Origin of the sequence: Paenibacillus aurantiacus (assembly GCF_042431225.1) — a bacterium.
Lineage (GTDB): Bacteria > Bacillota > Bacilli > Paenibacillales > Paenibacillaceae > Paenibacillus_Z > Paenibacillus_Z aurantiacus.
The window spans coordinates 52831-71339 of sequence record NZ_JBHMDO010000056.1 but is presented as its reverse complement, the minus strand read 5'-3'; the positions used below and the strand labels follow the sequence as shown (position 1 = coordinate 71339).

Genomic DNA, 18509 nt, shown 5'->3' with positions numbered 1-18509 from the left:
CGTCACGTTACAGATGAATAATCCAAGCGGCAGCCGTTCGTGGCTGCCGCTTTTGTCATTCTGAGCACGCCCCGCGCGCGCGGATTTCGGCAAGGTTAGGACATATGTCCTTTCTCTGCGCCCGGCGAATCGCTTTTAATTAATGAAGCAACTTATATAATATGAGGTGACATAACAAATGGGCGCTATATTTGCATTCTTGGGCGGGGCTTTCATTACGCTGCAGGGCGTCGCGAACGCGCAGATCAGCCAATCGATCGGCACGTGGCAGGCGGCGGCGTTGACGCAATTCACCGGCTTCGTCGTGGCGCTGCTCGTGCTGCTGATCGTGCGCGACGGCAAGCTTCGGGATTACGGGCGGGTGAAGCCGGGCTACTTGTTCGGCGGCGCATTCGCCGCGGTTATTATTTTTAGCAACGTGCATGCCATTGGCATGGTCGGCGTCACCATCTCGAGCGCGTCGCTGCTTATCGCGCAGCTGGGATTAACCTTCGCCATCGACAGCAACGGCTGGTTCGGCGTGGCGAAGCAGCGCATGCGATGGCCGCATTTCGCGGGGATCGGGATGATGATCGCGGGCGTTGTGATTTTGAGCGTATAGAGATCGAGGAGATGAAGGAGGCGCGCGGAATGTCGGAACCGTTGGACTCGCGGCTGCTGCACGAATATTTGCGCGATCCGGAGCTGGCGCGGGTGTTCCCCGAGGCGCTCGTTCCCCATATGTCGCTGCGTCGGTTCGAGCAAGGGGAGCTGATATGCGCGCAGGGCGAGCGGGCCGAGGAACTGTTCGTGCTGGTGAAGGGGAAGCTGAAGGTGTATACGAATACGGCGGAAGGCCGGACGCTGCTGCTCTGCTTCAAGACGCCGATCGAGGTGATCGGGGACCTGGAATACGTCAGCCAGACGGATATCCACAATACGGTGGAAGCGGTCGGAGCCGTCCACATGATCGCGATTCCGTACAAATGGCTGCGCAAATACGGGCAGGATCACGCGCCGCTCCTGGACTTTCTGCTTCGCCTGATGACGCGCAAGTTCCTGATTAAATCGAACTTAACGAACCTTAATCTGCTGTACCCGGTCGAGGTGCGGCTGGCGAGCTACCTGCTGTCGGTCTGCTTCGACGAGACGGATGCCGACTTCCGGGGACGGCTGCCGGTGCGCCGGCTGAAGGACGCGGCCAATTCGATGGGAACGAGCTACCGGCATTTGAACCGGGTCATCCAGCAGTTCTGCGAGGCGGGGCTGATCGAGCGGGTCGACGGCCATCTCGTGGTACTGGACAAAGCGGGGCTGCAGGCGAAAGCTGCCGACCGCAATATTTATGAATAGAAGGGAAAGACGGCGATGATACTCGGACTACTGCTCGCGATGATGGGGGGCGCGCTGGTCAGCGTGCAAAATATTTTCAACAGCAAGGTCAACGAACGGACGGGATCGTGGGCGACGACGACGCTCGTCCTCGGGATGGGGTTTCTGGCGTCGCTGACATTTGGGGTCGCCTTCGAAGGGAAGGCGATGTTCCGAGTCGAGGGGATGCAGACGTGGTTTTATTTTAGCGGCATAATCGGCGTTGGGGTCGTAACCTGTCTGGTCAAAGGCATTCGGATGCTCGGGCCGACGTATGCGATCGCCATTGCGCTAACGGCTCAGCTGCTCTGCGCGCTGGTCTGGGATTCGCTCGGATTATTCGGATTGGAGCAAGTGCCGTTCACGCCGAAGAAGCTGATCGGGGTACTGGTCATTATTGGTGGCGTCATTGTGTTCAAATTAGGTGGCGCGGCACGTTCATCCACAGCTTCATCCACATTATCCACAAGTCCACATGTGGATAGATCGTGAATAACTAAGGTTGTGTAAAGGGAGGACTCGTAATGCTGCTGGTTAGCGCCTGCTTGGCAGGGCTTAAGGTTCGCTATAACGGTACGGACTGCCTGGACGACGCGATCGCGGAGCTGATCGGAAGCGGACAGGCGGCCACAGTGTGTCCGGAGCTGCTCGGCGGCTTCGCCGTACCGCGCGAACCGGCGGAGATTCAAGGCGGAGACGGGCATGACGTGCTGGACGGCCGGGCCAAAGTGGTCACGCGGTCCGGCGAGGACGTGACGGCGCTCTATGTGAAAGGCGCGTACGAGACGCTGCGGCAGGCGCGCGAAGCGGGCGCTGAGGTCGTCGTGCTGAAGGCAAACAGCCCGTCCTGCGGGAGCGGGACGATCTACGACGGCACGTTCGCGGGGGTGCGGGTGCCGGGGGATGGCGTGACGACGGCGTTGTTGGCCCGGAATGGGATTCGGGTGTTGTCGGAGGATGAGCTGCCGGTTTTTTTGGCGGGGAGAGTGCGTGCGGAATAAGAAGGGCAGGTTAAGGCAGCTCAGGTGGGCTGCCTTTGTTGCGTGTTGGGAATGGTGTGATGGTTGCTGGAACGGAGACTGCGCAGAAGGGATAGTTTAAGATCAATCGCGGTGAACCGTATCACAAGTGACGCAAATTTTTTGGTGGAAACTAGGGAAAAACCCGTGAGGAATAAGGGTTCTTCCCTAGTTTCCCTGCTGCTATTCTTCTGACAGCAATACCCTTCTCGACAAGTAACTTAAGCTCCAGGTCAAGGTTCGGTTCGATCTGTTCCTCACTCAGGGTCACGTCAGGCTGCCGCTTGATGTAGTCCACTTGCTCGTTCGTATCGATTCGAACTTCCGCGTCTTCGTCTATGGATTTCGGCTGTTGCCCTGACCCATACATTGTCATTGAGCCTTTCGGCTTGTAGGCAGCACTTCCTTTGTTCTGGTACTTGGAGGATTTAAACAGTACGTGTATACAAACATGTCTTTCACATTTTTCAAAATGATCGTAAATATAGGGTATTGACTGACTAATCACTCTGCTATAAGATGGTGGTAGTAAAGAAAAAGGAGGGGAAACATGGCTAGGCCTAGAAGTGATGATAAACAAAGCGCGATCATTGCGGGAGCGACCCGTGTGATTGCCTCTCAGGGATTGGGGGCAGCGACGGCAGCAATCGCCAAGGAAGCTGGTGTCTCCAATGGGTCACTGTTCACCTACTTCGCTACTAAGGCAGATTTGTTGAACCAGCTTTATATCGAGCTCAAGACGGAGATGGCTTCGGTCCTAGATGGAATCCCGGCTGAAAGCGGCCTCCGGGAACAGGCGCTCTATATGTGGTCCCAGTGGATGAACTGGGCAACGTCCCATCCGGAGAAGCGCCGAACGCTGGCACTGCTGAGCGTATCGGACGATATCAGAACGGAGAGCCGTCAGGCAGCAGGACAAGCCATGAGCGGATTCAGAGAATTTATGAGGCGCGTCACCCAAAACGGGCCCCTAAGCGAAGAGCCACTAGGACTGCGAGCTGCCTTGATAAACGGTATAGCGGAATCGACAATCGACTATATAATGCAGGACCCAGCCAACGCAGATAAACATAGCAGGGCCGGATTCGAAGCCTTCTGGCGAGTGGTCGTATAATTTTTTTTGTTTATTAAAGAGTGACTAGTCACGCTTTAATAGCGAGATTATAAAATTAATAAAAAGTAATGGAGGAATTATTGTATGGAATTAAAAACAGATACTATTTTAATTACCGGAGGTTCATCAGGAATTGGTCTTGAAATGGCAAAACAGCTCATATCGCTAGGAAACACAGTTATTATAACAGGACGAGACATTTCTAAATTGGAATTGACAAAAAAAGAATTGCCATCGATTCATATATACCAATGTGATGTAAGTGATTCACAAGCAATATGTGAGCTGCATGCAAAAGTAACGGCAGATTTTCCAAAGTTAAATATATTAATAAACAACGCAGGAATAATGCGCGCAGTTGACTTTAACGATACGGAATACGACAAAATTTGCGATGAAGTCGACATTAATTTGAATGGTCCAATTCGCATGGTACAGCAGTTTTTACCCCATTTAAAGAAACAGCCTGAATCTGCCATTGTTAATGTTTCATCAGGTCTTGCATTTATCACGTTTCCGACGGCGCCTATCTACAGTGCGGCAAAAGCCGGTCTTCACGCATATACAAAGTCGCTTCGTCTTCAGCTTAAAAATACAAGCGTCAAAGTATTTGAACTTGCACCTCCCAAAACTTCAGCACCTCTTATTAATCGTGCCAATCCAAATGATGAAAAGAATAATCGTATGCCAACAATGGAGGTTCCAAAAGTGGTCGCTGTGGCGATTGACAGCATAAAGAGAGATAAATTTGAAATTCTACCGGGTTTGAGTAAAATGCTTAAACTTGCTGGGCGGTTTCAACTTTAACTAATATACGAGGAGAGGATTTAATATGATTTTTGCGGTGATTTCTTTCTTAACGGCACTAGTGGTCAATAGGTGGAGAAAAAGAAATCAAAAAAGTAAAATAGACTAAGTAAAAAAGTATGAGGCTTTACCATGGGGCAAGTGCCGAAACTTCAGATTCGCAGACACGCAAGTGGATTTCAGTATATAGCTTCAATGAACCTATAAGTTTTCTTAAGGGGAGTTTGAAAATATGATCTTGTGGTTTGTAGCCTATGGCTGGATTATTGTTACGGGCTTCATGCATTTTATAATTGATGTGATTTCCCAGTATGTGCGGGGTATACGCGTTCCCAGCACGGAGACGACCTTTTATTATGGGATGAATACCGCCGTCTCACTCGGGCAGATTATTCTTGGAGTATTCGGTCTGATTCTTGCTCAAAAAGCTCCGCAATTGCTGAATCAATGGCCGGCCGTTATACTCACTGTCACCGCCGCAGTTGGATGGCTGGCAATCAGTTTTATATTTCTTCCGTATAAGGAACCGAAATTCATCAGTGCTATATCTGCTTTGCTCGTTATCGCTGCCGCTGTGTCATCTCTTGTGATTATCAAAAAATGAAGAAGAAATACGAGAGTAAGCAAGAACTTTTAGAAAAGCCGGTCGGCCTTAGTAGATGGCTTATATGTAACTAAGTAATCGGGAATAGTAAGCTTCTTAGAATGGGCAAGGGCTCCACAGATAGCAATTGCGATAGTTCTAACTATTTGCAGCTTTTTGACTTTAATTATTAAATTTGAACTAGGCTTTCTCTAAACTCCCTCCCCGTGCAAATTTGGATTATGAGGCAAGTTAATTGCGATTGAAGATACATCTGGGAACGATAGTTCAACGAACAAGGAGCAGGCCACCGCGGCGCTGCTCCCTTGTCTTTTTCGCCGATACCCCCGTTTAGCTGAACCGTATCACAAATGACGCAAATCTCAATAAATGGCTTCTGATAATTGCCTTTCAGGTCACAGATCCCTAGAGTGGGACTTTTGATTGAAGATAGCAAAAGGTACTATCGCCATCCTTAAATTTAGATGAAGCAATGGTAATACATTCATCCTTCGTTTATGATGAAGGTGACAGAAACAATTGAATTATTTCCCAATTGAGCTGTGACGATGGGGAGGGAATTATGGAGCTGATCATTGAGGGTGTAAGCAAGCAGTACAAGGGGAATTTTTACGGGCTTCGTGACCTATCGCTTACTATCCATACGGGCATTCTGGGGCTGCTTGGTCCCAATGGCGCCGGTAAGTCAACCCTGATGCGGATTTTATCGACCATTACCCAGCCATCTACCGGCAGGGTGACTTGGAATGGCATCGATATTGCGCACAATCCGAATGCGCTGAGACAGGTGCTCGGCTATTTGCCCCAGGATTTCGGGGTGTACCCGCATCTGAATGCCGTGGAGTTCCTGGAGTATCTGGCCGCTATCCGGGGACTGGATTCCAGAACGGCCCGAAAGAGGATCGATGAGCTGCTTCATCTGGTCAACCTGCACGAGGTTCGCAAGAAGCCGCTGAGTGCCTATTCAGGAGGCATGAGGCAGCGTGTGGGAATCGCGCAAGCCTTACTTAACGATCCACATCTGCTGATCGTGGATGAACCCACGGTAGGCTTGGATCCTGAGGAGCGGATTCGGTTTCGCAATCTGTTAGTCGAGCTGTCCGGTGATCGGATCGTGATCCTCTCAACGCACATCGTGTCTGATATTGAGGCGACCGCAACCGATATCGCGGTCATCCGGCAGGGGCAGCTTGTGGCGCATGCGTCGCCCAGCAGCCTACTGGCATCCGCAACCGACAAGGTATGGGAATGGCTGATGCCGAGCGATACGTGGGCAGCATACCGGAATCAACTCATTATCAGCAGCACGATCCAGACCAATGAAGGGGTTCGTGTCCGGGTCATTGCCGACACACCGCCTTCTGCAGCATGCACCAAGGTGACACCGACGCTGGAAGATGCTTACTTGTATCACATATCGGCCTCCAGGCAGGAGGCTAGCATATGACTTCGCTCCGCAGGGTATCCCACATGATGAAAGCCGATTTTTTGGAACGGACGCGGCGGTACAGCTTTTTGATCACCGTCGTGCTGTCGATTTTCATCGCGTACAAGTTTATTCCCGCCAACGGAGACGGCTATGCAACGTTATCCTTGAATGGGGTGCGGGGCGTCTATAACTCGGCTTGGATCGGCAGCGCGCTTGCCATATTGGCGTCTATGCTGCTCAGTCTTCCGGCCTTCTATCTGGTTAAGAACGCGGTGGAGCGGGACGTTCAGACCGGTGTGGGGCAAATCGTTGCCACAACGCCGATTAGCCGCTGGACGTACCTACTCGGGAAAATGTGGGGCAACTTCATTCTACTGCTTTCCTTAGTAGCGGTATTGATGGCGATGGCCCCTGCGATGCAGCTCATTCGGGGGGAAGAGAGCACGGTTGATTGGGCCGCGTTACTCCTGCCTTTCCTCTATTCGACAATACCGACGATGGCATTGGTTTCCGCACTTGCGATCTTATTCGAAGCCGTCCCTCTATTGAACAGAGGGCTCGGTAATATTCTCTATCTTATTCTGTGGGGCGTTATGATCCGATTCTCGACGACGGCCGGCGGCGCGTGGCAGGACATTCTAGGTATATCCTCTTTCACGAACGAAATGACGAACGAAGCAAAATCCCGAACGGCTCACAACGCCGCAGACCATGTCTCGGGGATCAGCCCGTTGAAGGGCGAACCGACGATGTACGATTGGGGTGGTATAGACTGGCATCCATCCATGTTTCTATACCGGCTCATGTGGATTGCCGTCGCCTTGTTGATCGTTTGGTTGGCCTCCTTGTTGTTTCATCGCTTCGATTTGACCCGCAGCGTAAAAGCAAGCAAAAAGAAGAGGCGGGGTCCCCTTGCGGCTGCGGAGATGCAAAATCAGCCGGTACGTCAAGAACGTACGGAGGTCAAGCTAACGCCTTATATGAAGGTCAGCAGCCGACCCCGTTTTGGCACAACGCTCGTACATGAATTGCGCCTCATGCTGAAAGGCGTGCATCTGTGGTGGTATGCCATGGCCGTTGTGATGACGGTGCTTTGCTTGTTGCTGCCGACGGATGTGGTATTAAAGGTGGTGCTGCCGCTCACGTGGTTGTGGCCTGTCCTGATCTGGTCGGCTATGGGTACGAATGAAGCATATTTCCGTACGAATCTGCTGGTCTTTACCGCGGTAAATCCGATTCGCCGTCAATTCGTGACCCTGTGGCTGGCAGGCGTCATCTTATCGGTTCTCACCGGCATCGGCGCATTCATTCATTTCATCGTGATCATGGATTGGGAACAAGTGGCTGCGATGGCCGTGGGAGCGTTGTTTATTCCCGCGCTCGCACTCGCGTTGGGCGTATGGTCGGGAAGCGGTAAGCTGTTTCAGGTGGTGTTTCTGTTAATGTGGTATATAGGTCCGCTTAACAGACTTGAGGATTTGGACTTTATCGGTTCCATGGCACAATCGGTCAGCCACGGCGTCTATTTGTATTACCTGCTCGGCACGGTGATCCTGCTGCTGGCCGCGACGATTGGACGGGCGCGCCAAATAAGGGCGTATCATTGAATCTTTCACTTTGAGGCATCTATCCGGATGCCTTTTTATTTTGCCTTAGAAAGCTTACGTGAACCGTACCGCAGGTTTCTGTCGGATGGGGTAACCAGCCTAGAAAAGAAAACAACACGAAGTGCGCGATGCACTCGTGTTGTTCCTTCTTTAGATAAAGTTTGCGTTCAGCAAAATTCTTCCTCGTCCATGTCTTGCTTCGCTTTTCTCCAGCGCTTTATCCGCTTGACTTAACGGGAATATGGAATCAATCTCTGCCTTAATCGTGCCTTCGGCCATTAATTCCGTTAAGCGCTGCAAGTCCTCGCGGGTTGGGAACTTGGTATTGAATTTAGCGGTTACGCCATGCTGCTGAGCGTGCTCTTGGGATGGATCCTGCGTCAAAGAAACGAGGATCCCGCCTTTCTTCAGAACGGACCAGGATCTGGTCTCCGTCTCGCCTCCAACAGAATCGACGACCAGATCGACTTCTTTGGCGATGTCTTCGAAATCTGTCGTTGTATAATCGATGACTTGATCCGCACCCAATGACTTAACGAAGTCCAGGTTAGAGGTTGAAGCCGTGGCGATTACGGTTGCTCCCTTCCACTTCGCCAATTGAACGGCGAACTGTCCAACTCCGCCTGCTGCCGCATGAACGAGAACGGTCTGTCCGGATTCGAGCTCGCCTTCGGTGAACAACGCCTTCCAAGCCGCTTCAGCTCCGGCTTTAATGGTGGCTGCATCCTCAAACGTGAGATTGTCCGGTATTTTAACCAACTCCTGAATGGTTGCAATGCCATATTCTGCGTAAGCCCCTCTGATATTGCCGAATATACGATCCCCGGGCTTGAACGCTGTTACGCTTTGCCCAATCTCTTCGACAACTCCGGAAGCGTAAAAACCAGGAATGTAGGGCATTGTGACAGGAAAAACATTTTGAAGCCAACCGTTACGGATTTTAAAGTCAAGCGGGATGACCGCAGCATACGCGATGCGAACGAGCACTTCATCCGCTTGCGGTTGAGGGCGTTCGACGGTTGCGCCTTTCAAAACGGTAGGACCACCATATTCGTTGATCAGAACAGCTTGTATCGACCTTTTAGACATACCTATCTCTCCTCCAATATCACGCTTTGTTTGGATGACTTCCATTTACTTTTCTAGCGTAGCGGCTATTTTTTTGGCCAAGGCTGCAAACTGCGCTTTTTCTTCATCATGAAGATGTTCGGTTGTTATCTCTTCCAACTTGCTCCAGGCCTGAGTGACTCTGGATTCAAATTCACGCCCTGTTTGGGTAAGCGATACGAGGGTGACTCGTTTATCTTCCTCAGAGCGGCTGCAGGTGACAAGGCCCGCATCTTCCAAACGACGAACGGATTTGGCAATGGTCGAGTGATCAAGGCGCAGCGATCTTGAGAGACTATTCTGAGATTGGCTGTCCCGGTGCCATAGCTGCATCAGTACGAGTTCCTGCCCGGGGTATAAACCTGCTTCCCGAAGCAGTTGTCCCGCAATGCGATGATGAGAACGAGCCAAGCTGAAGATCGAGAAGCTTACGGGAAATTGGGTGCCCGCACTGATTTCATTCTCAATGGCTGCGTTGTTGTCGCTGTTCTTCAATTAGGTCATCTCCTTTTTTATGTGGTCGTCAACATATTCCATGTATCTAAGATAACAGGTAAATATGTTGCCGTCAACATAAATTAAAAACGGACATTGCGGCCAAGGAAGGCGTGGCTCGAGGGCTGATCAGGTACCATTTCAGCACGAAAGAACCGCTGCTGGTCGAAGTGGTCAGGGAGTGGATGGGAAGGGCCGGGCCGGATGAGCTTTGGTAGATATGGAACGCAGGGAGATTCCAGAATAAGAGGGGTACTAATGGATTGAAGTTGGTTGTAAACGGTGTTACGCTAACCAGGGTAAACGGAAAACCTATGTCTGCAAAAACATCTCATGATAATCACTATTATGGTTAAAAGAAAGGTCATACGATGATAAAAGTTGAAAACTTATCCTTCTCATTTCCGCAAAAAGAACTCTATAACAACATTTCATTTACGTTGGAAGAAGCGCAGCATTGCGCTTTTATCGGAACAAGCGGCAGTGGGAAAAGTACATTGATCGATATCCTGATGGACCCGGAACGATATCTTTATGATGGAAAATTAGAGATGGACCCCGATTGCACAATTGGATATGTGAGTCAGTTCTCCGAACTAGACAACTCGAGAGAAACAACCGTTTTTGAATATATAGGCGAACATTTTATAAAGCTTCAAAATGAAATTCAGTTGATTTGCACGGAGATGGAAACCTCAACAGATATAGAACCGTTACTGGAAAAGTATCAATTCGCTTTAGACGCATTGGATGCAATGGGTGGGGATGATTTTGAAAGTAACATTCATAAGCAGCTAAATGTAGCCAACCTGATGAAGCGAAGAGATAGTAAGGTAGCCGACCTGAGCGGCGGGGAATTCAAGCTTATTCAAGTGATGAAGGAAATGCTTAATCGCCCCGACCTCATGATTATGGACGAACCGGATGTATTTCTGGACTTCGAAAACCTTAATGCGCTTAAAAAATTGATTAATTCGTACAAAGGCATGCTGCTCGTTGTTACGCATAACCGGTATCTATTGAATCATTGCTTCAACAAAATTATCCATCTTGAAAACATGGAGATCCAAGAGTTTGACGGGCGATATATGGAATATAACTTCTCCTTGCTTCAGACAAAAATCGAGCTGCAAGAAATCGCAGTCGCTGAACAAGAAGAGATGGAGAGAAACGATACGATCATCAACAATCTTAGAGTTATCGCAACTTATAATTCAGACGCTTCAAGAGGGAGAGCGTTGAAAGCTAGAGTTAGATTTCAAGAAAGACTGGAAGCGCGTCGAATTAAAGCGCCATTCGTTGAAATTAAACAACCGATTATCCATTTTGGTATGGATAATGAAATGGAAGACGCCACAGTTGTAAACGTTACTAATTATCGTGTTGGCTTTGATGAGCTGCTGCTAGACAATGTTAACTTTGAGATCAAATCGACGGATAAAGTCGCTATTATCGGTGCGAACGGTACCGGGAAAACGACCTTGCTCCGAGATATTTTCAAAAATAATCATGCTTCCATCGAAATAAATCCGGACGCTAAAGTGGCTTATTTATCTCAGATTCAAGGCGAAATGCTGACGGATTCGAATACCATACTCGAAGAATTCATCGATGCAGGGTTTAAAACGTATGATGAGGTTAGATCATATTTGTCAAACTATGGCTTTGAAGGAGAAATCGTTAGTCAAAAAATAGGATCTCTATCTGGTGGAGAGAAAAATCTGCTTCAATTGGCTAAGGTTGCCGCCAGTCAAGCAAACGTATTACTTCTTGATGAGCCGACAAGCCATTTAGATACCTATACGCAACTCGCACTGGAGAAAGCCATCGCAGACTATAAAGGTGCGATTCTTATGATTTCGCATGATTTCTATTCGGTTGTCAATGTGATGGATTATGTTTTAATTATCGACGATAAGACGATTAGAAAAATGACGATGAAAAAATTTAAACAGATGATTTATGCCAGTCATTTTGATAAAGACTATTTAGAAATGGAACAAAAGAAAAAATCAGTTGAAATGAAAATCGAATTGGCTCTGAAAAATACGGATTTTGAACTTGCCAAAGGATTGCTTGATGAGCTGGAAGCGCTGATTAAGTTGCTTTAGATTCAAGGTCAAGGGAGTGATCCGATTCGATATGCTATCGCCATCTCATAATTCTCGAGTGCTGGACGTTTTTCCCTGGTTGAGCGTCGTTTCATCCGAGGAGTGGGTCAAGGCACAACCGGCAGTCCGGAAGTACGCAGCTAATTCTCGTATCTTTCAGCGGGAGGAAGCTGCTTCCTACGGCATGTTTCTACTAAGCGGCACCGCGCGCATCAGCCGGATTGCCGAAGATGGCGGTGAATCCGTCATGAGTATTCTCCACGCAGGCGAAGTATGTGCCCTTTTCGTGCTTAGCGGTCTCAGCAGCCGCGACTACCCCGGGACCATAACGGCGGAGTCGGAAGTCGAGGCGCTTTTTGTGGCCAAAGAGAGCTTCCTTGGCTGGCTGCATAGGTACGCGGAAATTCGGAGCGCGGTGTTCGGAGGGCTGCTGGATGGGTTGCTTCGCATCAGCGAGCAGGTTGATGGGCATCGGGCGGAAGCGTTGGATACACGGCTAACGAGAGCTCTGCTGCGAATGCCTTCGGAACAAGGGTTGCTGCTGAACTTGACCCATCATGGGCTGGCTGTAGAGATCGGTTCCTCTCGTGAAGTCGTAAGCCGTGCGCTGCGGCGCTATCGGCAGCAGGGGTGGATCGAGACGGGGCGTGGCTGGATTCGAATTATTCGACGAGATGCATTGGAATCGCGGTTAGGTGACTAGGTCACAGAAGCGGAATATACCTCTTGTTAAGATGGAGTTGCACACTCATCTACATGAAGCATAGGAGGCATATTCTATGGTACACCTGCTTCAACCGGGCCAAATCGCCCCAACATTCAATACCTTTGACATCCATGGCAACCGAGTCGCGTTGGAGAGCTATCGAGGTCGTAAAGTGCTGCTCGCCTTTTTCCGCAACGCTGCTTGTGCGCTCTGCAATCTACGCGTCCACCAGTTTATTGGTCGAAGCTTGCAGTGGAAGGATCAAGGCATGGACATCATCGCCGTGTTCGAATCACCTTTAGCTAACATGAATACCTATGTAGGAACTCAAGACGCGCCATTCCCGCTGGTTGCCGATCCAACAGCTGTCCTGTACGACTTGTATGGGATCGAGACATCCGAAGAGAAAATGGAGGCAACCTTGGCCGACCCTCGGACAAAAGCGTTTATCGCGGGGGCTGCAGCCGCCGGCTACGAGCTGACCCACGAGAAGGACGCTAACTTTCATCGAATCCCCGCTGATTTATTAATCAACGAGGATGGAATCGTGCAAGTGGCCCATTATAGTCAACTTGTCACCGACCATCTGGAGATCGCGGTGATCGACCGTTTCGCAGCAGGCCAATAAGCTTTAGCGACAAGGCCATCCCACAAGCGTGGCCTGCCAAGCGCCTACGCCTTCACCATTATGGAACGGATACAGAAAGGCCATCCCGCGAAGGATGGTCTTTCTTGCCGTGGCAAGTGTTTGTGAGCGGCCTACAGATTATAGCAAGTAACCTCGAACAAGATTCCCCTTAATGCCGTGAAATACAACGTATACCCAGCCCTGATCATTCGAGGTTCATTTTCCGATGCAAGGCCGAATGCCGCAAGCTTCTTATAGAACTGGTCGACCTCGGACTTCGTATCGACATAGAAGCCTACATGAAAATCCTTAGGGTACGGGGCTGCGCTGTCTGGATCGGCCTGTAATTTGCTCAGAACCAGGCTAAATCCATGACCGTCGTTCATCGCGGCAATGAAATCGCCTTTTCGATCCACAAGCTGAAAATCGAAAACCTGCTCGAAAAAGGTAACGGCCTCCGACAGATCGTGCACACCTAAATTCATATGGTTAAGTTTCATGGGTGGAGCTCCTCTCCGTAATTAATCTAATACCGTTAGAATAATCTAATGGTGTTAGAATACAGAGGCATGGTATAATTGTCAAGATAAGAGGTGAGAAAAATTGGCAAGACGACGAATCGTCCCATTCCCGAACTCGATAACGGAAGAAGGCACGAGCTACATCCCGCTCGACCGTCGACGCATCCTGGATACAGCTATGCAGGTACTGGATGAGATTGGGCTGAAGGAATTAAGCATGAGGAGAATAGCGGATCAGTTGCAGGTGAAGACAGCATCGCTGTATTATCACGTGAAAGACAAAGAAGAATTGATGCAGCTGCTTCTTGACGCCATATGCCGAGAAATGGCGTGGCCTTCCACGTCCCTATCCTGGCAAGAACAGATTTATCAATGGGCGGAACAGTTCCGCAAAGTCTTGCTCTCCCATCGCGATGCGGTAGAGCTGTTTAATCTCGCGATCCCGTCAGGCTACGAACGCCTCACCCAGGTGGAGAAGCTCTATCAAGTATTCGTTACAGCCGGCTTCTCGGATCTCCAGGTGCCATGGATGGCCTCCATGCTCAAAAATTACGTGCTCGGATTTGCGGCGGAAGAGGCCCGACTGCAGGCAACCGCCAAAAATCAATATGCGTCATATGAGGATATGGAGGAGAAGGCGGACCAATTTTTCCGCCAACTGCCGGAAGAACAATTTCCGAATATGATTCGCCTGGCTGCCTATACCACGAAGACCAATTGGGACCACGAGTTTCATTTTGGCTTGCGTGTATTAATAGACGGATTTTCGGCTAATGCCAGTACCCGCGCCCGATGATTCAACCACAAGAACCTCCCCGAAGAAGCGTCGAGGAGGTCTCTTTTGATTATTCGCTATTACCGCGCAAGCTCGACATTCTGCCAGCCCTCCTCAAAACCGACCGACCGCCACAACCGCCGCCAATACCAAAAACACAACATTCACTCCAATTTCCCGGTACTCCTTGCGTCTCACATGGTACAGGGCGCCAAGCAGCACGATCGCGGCCAGTCCGGTGGCGGCAATAGGCGTCCATACGGGCGCGATATGCGTCGCTTGCGGCAGAATGAGTCCGATCGCCCCCAACAATTCCGCGATCCCGATCCAGACGACGAACGCTTGGGGGACGTCGCTTACCCATCCCCAGGATGCTTTCGCTTTATCATACTGAACCGCCTTCAACCAGCCCGAGTAGATGAACCCTGCGGCCGCCAATCCTTGAATCACCCATAATGCGATATTCATGACAGTGCCAACCTCCTACTACATATTCGCCATTGCATACCGCTATAATAGACGTTAGGCATGAACCCGAGGAAGTAGGCACTTTATCTTAACCTAGTTACGAAAAAGTGACCGAGCGAAGCAAGCGCAAGCGGAGGCGTTCCATGAAACAGTACTGTAAATTTGAATCGGCGCTCGAAATTCTTGTCGGCAAATGGAAGCCCGTCATTCTGCTCCAACTGATCGCCAATGGCACGATGCGGTTCAGCGAGCTGCAGAAAGCGATACCGGAGATTAGCAAAAAGATGCTGGCCCAGCAGCTAAGAGAGCTGGAGTATAACGATATCGTCCGCCGCGAGGTGTACAGCGAAGTTCCGCCGAAGGTCGAATATTCGATCTCGGACTACGGCAAAAGCTTGGGCACGGTGCTACAGGCGATGAATGATTGGGGCGCGGCTCATATCGACCATATGAACGCGCGCTATGGCGTCGATCGTTAAGCAAGCGAGGAGGGCTCCTTCCGATCATTCGGAGGGAGCTCTCTGCAAATACGCAATATGGAGCCGCAGTCGCCCTTTATCGTTTCTGCTCCAGCACGCTGCGCGTAATGCGGGTGACGAGGCTTCGCGGGAACAAGCGGGGCGCCTGGGTGAGCAGCCAATTTTGGAAGCCGGGTACGACGAAGGTTTTGCCGCTCATCAGGGCGCGGTACCCAATCTCGGCAACGGTCTGCGGGCTCATGAGCGCTCGCGGATCGGACACCTTCTGGCCCTCCATCCTAGCGCTTCGGAAGAAGTCGGTCCCCGTGGCGCCGGGGCATAACGCGGTGACGGTGACGCCCGTTCCTTGCAGCTCGCCCGCGACGGCTTCCGTGAGCGAGAGCACGAACGCTTTGGAGGCGGAATAGTTGGCGCTGAGCGGGCAGGGGTAGAAGGATGTGGTCGAGCCGACGTTCAAGATCCGTCCGCTGCCGCGCTTTACCATATCGGGCAGGAACAGCATCATGAGGTGGGAGAGGGCAAGGACGTTGGTCTGCAGCATCTCGAGCTCGGCATGCGCGTCTTGCTCGTGGAGCAGCCCGAAGGAGCCGATGCCCGCGTTGTTGACGAGAATGTCGACTGCGATGCCCTGTTCGCTTACCCGCTCGTACAGCAGCACGGGGCCGACGCGTTGGGCCAGGTCGACGGGGACAAGGATCGTCTCGACGCCATAGGTATCCCGCAGTTGCCGGGCAATGCCGTTCAGCTTCTCTTCGTTGCGGGAGGCGAGAATGAGGCGATACTTCTTCGCGGCGAACAATTCCGCGAACGCCTTGCCGATGCCGCTGGATGCGCCTGTAATCAGAACCGTTGTCATGCGATGAACCTCCTAAGTCTGTTTTATCTAAAGACCAAATAACTAAATATTTAATTACTTGGTTATTTAGCGTTTGAAGAAAGGGCCTTACTCGGCCCCGGCGGTCTTCATCTCGATGATGCGTTCGGTTGTGGCGACGAAATGCTTCAAATGCTGCACCGCTTCCTCGATATCCAAGCTGTAATAAATCTCGGTGGCTACTTTGGCGGCTTGAACGAGGTTGGCTTGCTTGAGAATCTTCAGATGATGCGAAATCGCGGATCGGGACATCGGCGAACGCTCTACGATCTGGGCCACGTTGAGCGAGTCGTGCTTCGTCAGAAGCATAATAATATCTTGCCGGATCGGGTCGGCCAAAGCGAGGAAGATGGGGCTGCATTCCCTCAACTGGCCATGAACGAGCGTCTCCAGCTGCGTCGTGTCGGGGGCGTCCATTGGTGTATCGTCTCCATTTTGCTATCGACTAAGCGACTAAGTATTTAGTTATTTAAAACATATGGCGAAATGACGGTATTGTCAAGGGATTCCCTCACTAGGATCCATACCGCCGTCCATTCATATAAAAATTATCCTCGCGACCAACTCGGAAGGAAATCTCCAGATCGGGGATACCAAGCGAACGGACATGCCGATCGATCGCCTCGGCCATCTTATCGCGAACTTCGTCTCCCCGTTCAAACCACCATACGTCGATGACAGGGTACGAATCGGTGTATTTCCCGTCGAATATAGCAGTGACGTGCAAGCATTCTAAGGTGAAATTATCCGTTCCGCATTGGCATATTTGGGCCATCTCTTCGACGAGAGGAATGCTAATGGCACGTATGCCTTCGGCTGGAATTCCTCTGAAAATTAATTGCGGCATCTTAGATCCTCCTGTGGACAAGACTGTAGCCTGTGTCATTTTCTTCATTGTAAAGGGACAGGTCGGTCTGTGGCAAACGGAGCTTAGACAAGACGGTGCCGAAGCTCGAATAAGCTCACGAATATAGCCATGACTTCCTCAGGAGGTGCTGTTGACGCAATCGCGCACGAGCGAAGCAGGGAGAAGGGGGCTTTTGAGCATGTGGCTCGATTTTATAGCAGGCTGTAGGGCCCGTCTGATCAAGATACGCCCTCTCGCCGCGGCATAACCGCCAGACCCGCAGCCTGCCGTTTCTTTAGCACATTAATCAGCTGAGCCTGCAGCGAGGCGCTGCACGTAACCTCGAGAATAACCTCGCTTTTGCGGGCCGACGAGAAATTGATTTTCTTCTTATTAAGCGCGAATTCGACGGCCAATCCCAAGAAGAAGCCCCCTACCAAACCAATCAGCGCCCATATGACGGGGCCCCAGTGCCAGACGAACCCATAGATCGTACCCAGCACCATGAAGATCGCGGCGCCCACCATAGCCCCGTCCAGCATGCTTCGCCCGTCCACCCGGTGAATCGAGTCGACGACATGCGGCCGCGAATCCAGGTTGGAGAGCGGCAGTGCCACGATATCTTGCGGCGGTACGCCTAATTTTTCGATGTCGTGGATGACGATCTCCACGAAGGGCGAATGCTCGAAGGTGGCGATAATGTGCACGGTCGTGTTTTCAGTGATACTGCGCAGATGTCCCAAGCTCTCGGCCCTCGCTCTCAAATACCGGATTTGCTCGATATCGAATAAAATGTTGTTCTCATTGACCGACGTATACGCCTGATAGACCGCGAACACGTACATGGAAGGCAAGAACAGGAACCATTGCCAGTCGACGACGGCGGAGGCGCCCTCGAAATCCCCGAGGAACGAGTAGAGCCACGTTCGTATGGCCACCGCTTTATGGCATACGAAGATCCACCAAGCGAGCACGAAGGTGCCGACGACCGTACTGCCGCTATACAATTGCCCCAAGCCGGGAGAGAGCATGGACCAGACCGTGCCGACCCAGGGATTCTTTTTATCCAGGATGCTGATCTCGAAGAAACTGATGTCCGAAGGCGTGACCGGCGCATCCTCCACTTCGGCTAGCGCATGGCTTTTGTTGATCTCGACCGCGCTGCGGTAGCTGTCCCAGACACTAAAGACATACACGGCCACATAAAGCAGCACCCAGTCCTGATTCAACTGTGCGGTCGCCTCTTCGAACCGGCCGAGGAAGGATAACGTGATCCCCCGGTTGAGATTGGCTTGGTTATTGACTACCAGCTCCCAGATGACCAGCACGAAGCCATGCAGGTACTTGCCGAGAAACATGTGTCCGAAGCCGGGGAAAACCACCGACCACCAAGCCGTGACCCATGGCGTGCGGGGATAAACCGAGTTAATGCCCAAGACGGATATCTGCCCTTTGGAATAGCGGGGCTTGATGGCGGCTGATTGGAACTTCTGATGCGGCATCGATTATCGACTCCTATGGGCCAAATGTCTTCCCATACTATTTCCAGCGACTACCTGCGTTATGAA

Annotated in this window: 22 protein-coding genes; 14 read left to right on the top strand and 8 right to left on the bottom strand. The window is 51.0% G+C overall.

What is annotated here, in order from left to right; genetic code table 11:
* Positions 1-178 precede the first annotated feature (178 nt).
* The 9 genes from ACFFSY_RS34805 to ACFFSY_RS34765 all read left to right on the top strand — a co-directional run bounded on the left by ACFFSY_RS34805 (position 179) and on the right by ACFFSY_RS34765 (position 7930).
* Complete coding sequence (locus ACFFSY_RS34805; RefSeq protein ID WP_377503176.1) at positions 179-601, top strand: DMT family transporter; 423 nt, start codon at positions 179-181, stop codon at positions 599-601.
* Between the two features lie 29 nt (positions 602-630).
* The gene (locus ACFFSY_RS34800; protein WP_377503174.1) at positions 631-1332 is read left to right on the top strand and encodes a Crp/Fnr family transcriptional regulator; all 702 of its coding nucleotides are present in this window, start codon (positions 631-633) and stop codon (positions 1330-1332) included.
* 15 nt (positions 1333-1347) lie between these two features.
* Positions 1348-1842 carry a DMT family transporter gene (locus ACFFSY_RS34795; RefSeq protein WP_377503172.1) on the top strand — a complete coding sequence of 165 codons (495 nt, stop codon included), beginning with the start codon at positions 1348-1350 and terminating at the stop codon, positions 1840-1842.
* A gap of 32 nt (positions 1843-1874) precedes the next feature.
* Positions 1875-2351, top strand: coding sequence for a 2-thiouracil desulfurase family protein (locus ACFFSY_RS34790; RefSeq protein WP_377503170.1), 477 nt, complete (start codon positions 1875-1877; stop codon positions 2349-2351).
* A gap of 568 nt (positions 2352-2919) precedes the next feature.
* Positions 2920-3483 carry a TetR/AcrR family transcriptional regulator gene (locus ACFFSY_RS34785; RefSeq protein ID WP_377503168.1) on the top strand — a complete coding sequence of 188 codons (564 nt, stop codon included), beginning with the start codon at positions 2920-2922 and terminating at the stop codon, positions 3481-3483.
* Between the two features lie 84 nt (positions 3484-3567).
* On the top strand, positions 3568-4290 hold the full coding sequence (locus ACFFSY_RS34780; protein WP_377503166.1) for an SDR family oxidoreductase: 723 nt from the start codon (positions 3568-3570) through the stop codon (positions 4288-4290).
* Between the two features lie 232 nt (positions 4291-4522).
* Positions 4523-4894, top strand: a complete 372-nt coding sequence (locus tag ACFFSY_RS34775; RefSeq protein ID WP_377503164.1) for a hypothetical protein — start codon at positions 4523-4525, stop codon at positions 4892-4894.
* 562 nt (positions 4895-5456) lie between these two features.
* Entirely contained in the window at positions 5457-6341 is an 885-nt protein-coding gene (locus tag ACFFSY_RS34770; RefSeq protein ID WP_377503162.1) for an ABC transporter ATP-binding protein, read from the top strand.
* The gene (locus tag ACFFSY_RS34765) at positions 6338-7930 is read left to right on the top strand and encodes an ABC transporter permease (RefSeq protein ID WP_377503160.1); all 1593 of its coding nucleotides are present in this window, start codon (positions 6338-6340) and stop codon (positions 7928-7930) included. Before ACFFSY_RS34770 ends, ACFFSY_RS34765 begins: the two co-directional genes overlap by 4 nt.
* Before the next feature lie 150 nt (positions 7931-8080).
* On the opposite strand, the gene ACFFSY_RS34760 is transcribed toward ACFFSY_RS34765, so the two are convergent.
* Positions 8081-9019: an NADP-dependent oxidoreductase gene (locus tag ACFFSY_RS34760; RefSeq protein WP_377503158.1), complete on the bottom strand. Its 939-nt coding sequence runs from the start codon at positions 9017-9019 to the stop codon at positions 8081-8083.
* A 45-nt stretch (positions 9020-9064) separates the two neighbouring features.
* Complete coding sequence (locus ACFFSY_RS34755; protein ID WP_377503156.1) at positions 9065-9532, bottom strand: MarR family winged helix-turn-helix transcriptional regulator; 468 nt, start codon at positions 9530-9532, stop codon at positions 9065-9067.
* A 371-nt stretch (positions 9533-9903) separates the two neighbouring features.
* Between ACFFSY_RS34755 and ACFFSY_RS34750 the strand changes: the two genes are divergently transcribed.
* The 3 genes from ACFFSY_RS34750 (at position 9904) to ACFFSY_RS34740 (ending at position 12977) form a co-directional block, all read left to right on the top strand.
* Positions 9904-11643, top strand: a complete 1740-nt coding sequence (locus tag ACFFSY_RS34750) for an ABC-F family ATP-binding cassette domain-containing protein (protein ID WP_377503154.1) — start codon at positions 9904-9906, stop codon at positions 11641-11643.
* Positions 11644-11674: 31 nt separating this feature from the next.
* Positions 11675-12346, top strand: coding sequence for a Crp/Fnr family transcriptional regulator (locus ACFFSY_RS34745; protein ID WP_377503153.1), 672 nt, complete (start codon positions 11675-11677; stop codon positions 12344-12346).
* A 76-nt stretch (positions 12347-12422) separates the two neighbouring features.
* Positions 12423-12977, top strand: coding sequence for a redoxin domain-containing protein (locus tag ACFFSY_RS34740; RefSeq protein WP_377503151.1), 555 nt, complete (start codon positions 12423-12425; stop codon positions 12975-12977).
* 131 nt (positions 12978-13108) lie between these two features.
* Here the strand turns inward: ACFFSY_RS34740 and ACFFSY_RS34735 are convergent, their stop codons facing one another.
* A complete protein-coding gene (locus ACFFSY_RS34735; protein WP_377503149.1) occupies positions 13109-13477 on the bottom strand; it encodes a VOC family protein in 369 nt (122 codons plus the stop codon).
* Positions 13478-13580: 103 nt separating this feature from the next.
* Here ACFFSY_RS34735 and ACFFSY_RS34730 point away from each other — a divergent pair, with 103 nt between their 5' ends.
* Positions 13581-14294, top strand: coding sequence for a TetR/AcrR family transcriptional regulator C-terminal domain-containing protein (locus ACFFSY_RS34730; protein WP_377503147.1), 714 nt, complete (start codon positions 13581-13583; stop codon positions 14292-14294).
* A gap of 93 nt (positions 14295-14387) precedes the next feature.
* Here ACFFSY_RS34730 and ACFFSY_RS34725 read toward each other — a convergent pair whose 3' ends face one another.
* Positions 14388-14741: a DoxX family protein gene (locus tag ACFFSY_RS34725; RefSeq protein ID WP_377503145.1), complete on the bottom strand. Its 354-nt coding sequence runs from the start codon at positions 14739-14741 to the stop codon at positions 14388-14390.
* Between the two features lie 143 nt (positions 14742-14884).
* Here ACFFSY_RS34725 and ACFFSY_RS34720 point away from each other — a divergent pair, with 143 nt between their 5' ends.
* Positions 14885-15220: a winged helix-turn-helix transcriptional regulator gene (locus tag ACFFSY_RS34720; protein ID WP_377503143.1), complete on the top strand. Its 336-nt coding sequence runs from the start codon at positions 14885-14887 to the stop codon at positions 15218-15220.
* 76 nt (positions 15221-15296) lie between these two features.
* Here ACFFSY_RS34720 and ACFFSY_RS34715 read toward each other — a convergent pair whose 3' ends face one another.
* The 4 genes from ACFFSY_RS34715 to ACFFSY_RS34700 all read right to left on the bottom strand — a co-directional run bounded on the left by ACFFSY_RS34715 (position 15297) and on the right by ACFFSY_RS34700 (position 18443).
* Complete coding sequence (locus ACFFSY_RS34715; protein ID WP_377503141.1) at positions 15297-16076, bottom strand: SDR family NAD(P)-dependent oxidoreductase; 780 nt, start codon at positions 16074-16076, stop codon at positions 15297-15299.
* Positions 16077-16163: 87 nt separating this feature from the next.
* Positions 16164-16511 (bottom strand): metalloregulator ArsR/SmtB family transcription factor, encoded by a 348-nt coding sequence (locus ACFFSY_RS34710; RefSeq protein WP_377503139.1) that lies wholly within the window; start codon positions 16509-16511, stop codon positions 16164-16166.
* Positions 16512-16608: 97 nt separating this feature from the next.
* Positions 16609-16941, bottom strand: a complete 333-nt coding sequence (locus ACFFSY_RS34705) for a DUF1904 family protein (RefSeq protein WP_377503137.1) — start codon at positions 16939-16941, stop codon at positions 16609-16611.
* 239 nt (positions 16942-17180) lie between these two features.
* Entirely contained in the window at positions 17181-18443 is a 1263-nt protein-coding gene (locus ACFFSY_RS34700) for a hypothetical protein (protein WP_377503135.1), read from the bottom strand.
* Positions 18444-18509 lie beyond the last annotated feature (66 nt).

Excerpts from the sequence above, each read along its gene's own strand:
- ACFFSY_RS34805 (WP_377503176.1), top strand. The coding sequence starts at position 179 with ATGGGCGCTATATTTGCATTCTTGGGCGGGGCTTTCATTACGCTGCAG.
- ACFFSY_RS34800 (WP_377503174.1), top strand. The coding sequence starts at position 631 with ATGTCGGAACCGTTGGACTCGCGGCTGCTGCACGAATATTTGCGCGAT.
- ACFFSY_RS34795 (WP_377503172.1), top strand. The coding sequence starts at position 1,348 with ATGATACTCGGACTACTGCTCGCGATGATGGGGGGCGCGCTGGTCAGC.
- ACFFSY_RS34790 (WP_377503170.1), top strand. The coding sequence starts at position 1,875 with ATGCTGCTGGTTAGCGCCTGCTTGGCAGGGCTTAAGGTTCGCTATAAC.
- ACFFSY_RS34785 (WP_377503168.1), top strand. The coding sequence starts at position 2,920 with ATGGCTAGGCCTAGAAGTGATGATAAACAAAGCGCGATCATTGCGGGA.
- ACFFSY_RS34780 (WP_377503166.1), top strand. The coding sequence starts at position 3,568 with ATGGAATTAAAAACAGATACTATTTTAATTACCGGAGGTTCATCAGGA.
- ACFFSY_RS34775 (WP_377503164.1), top strand. The coding sequence starts at position 4,523 with ATGATCTTGTGGTTTGTAGCCTATGGCTGGATTATTGTTACGGGCTTC.
- ACFFSY_RS34770 (WP_377503162.1), top strand. The coding sequence starts at position 5,457 with ATGGAGCTGATCATTGAGGGTGTAAGCAAGCAGTACAAGGGGAATTTT.
- ACFFSY_RS34765 (WP_377503160.1), top strand. The coding sequence starts at position 6,338 with ATGACTTCGCTCCGCAGGGTATCCCACATGATGAAAGCCGATTTTTTG.
- ACFFSY_RS34760 (WP_377503158.1), bottom strand. The coding sequence starts at position 9,019 with ATGTCTAAAAGGTCGATACAAGCTGTTCTGATCAACGAATATGGTGGT.
- ACFFSY_RS34750 (WP_377503154.1), top strand. The coding sequence starts at position 9,904 with ATGATAAAAGTTGAAAACTTATCCTTCTCATTTCCGCAAAAAGAACTC.
- ACFFSY_RS34745 (WP_377503153.1), top strand. The coding sequence starts at position 11,675 with ATGCTATCGCCATCTCATAATTCTCGAGTGCTGGACGTTTTTCCCTGG.
- ACFFSY_RS34740 (WP_377503151.1), top strand. The coding sequence starts at position 12,423 with ATGGTACACCTGCTTCAACCGGGCCAAATCGCCCCAACATTCAATACC.
- ACFFSY_RS34735 (WP_377503149.1), bottom strand. The coding sequence starts at position 13,477 with ATGAAACTTAACCATATGAATTTAGGTGTGCACGATCTGTCGGAGGCC.
- ACFFSY_RS34725 (WP_377503145.1), bottom strand. The coding sequence starts at position 14,741 with ATGAATATCGCATTATGGGTGATTCAAGGATTGGCGGCCGCAGGGTTC.
- ACFFSY_RS34720 (WP_377503143.1), top strand. The coding sequence starts at position 14,885 with ATGAAACAGTACTGTAAATTTGAATCGGCGCTCGAAATTCTTGTCGGC.
- ACFFSY_RS34715 (WP_377503141.1), bottom strand. The coding sequence starts at position 16,076 with ATGACAACGGTTCTGATTACAGGCGCATCCAGCGGCATCGGCAAGGCG.
- ACFFSY_RS34710 (WP_377503139.1), bottom strand. The coding sequence starts at position 16,511 with ATGGACGCCCCCGACACGACGCAGCTGGAGACGCTCGTTCATGGCCAG.
- ACFFSY_RS34705 (WP_377503137.1), bottom strand. The coding sequence starts at position 16,941 with ATGCCGCAATTAATTTTCAGAGGAATTCCAGCCGAAGGCATACGTGCC.
- ACFFSY_RS34700 (WP_377503135.1), bottom strand. The coding sequence starts at position 18,443 with ATGCCGCATCAGAAGTTCCAATCAGCCGCCATCAAGCCCCGCTATTCC.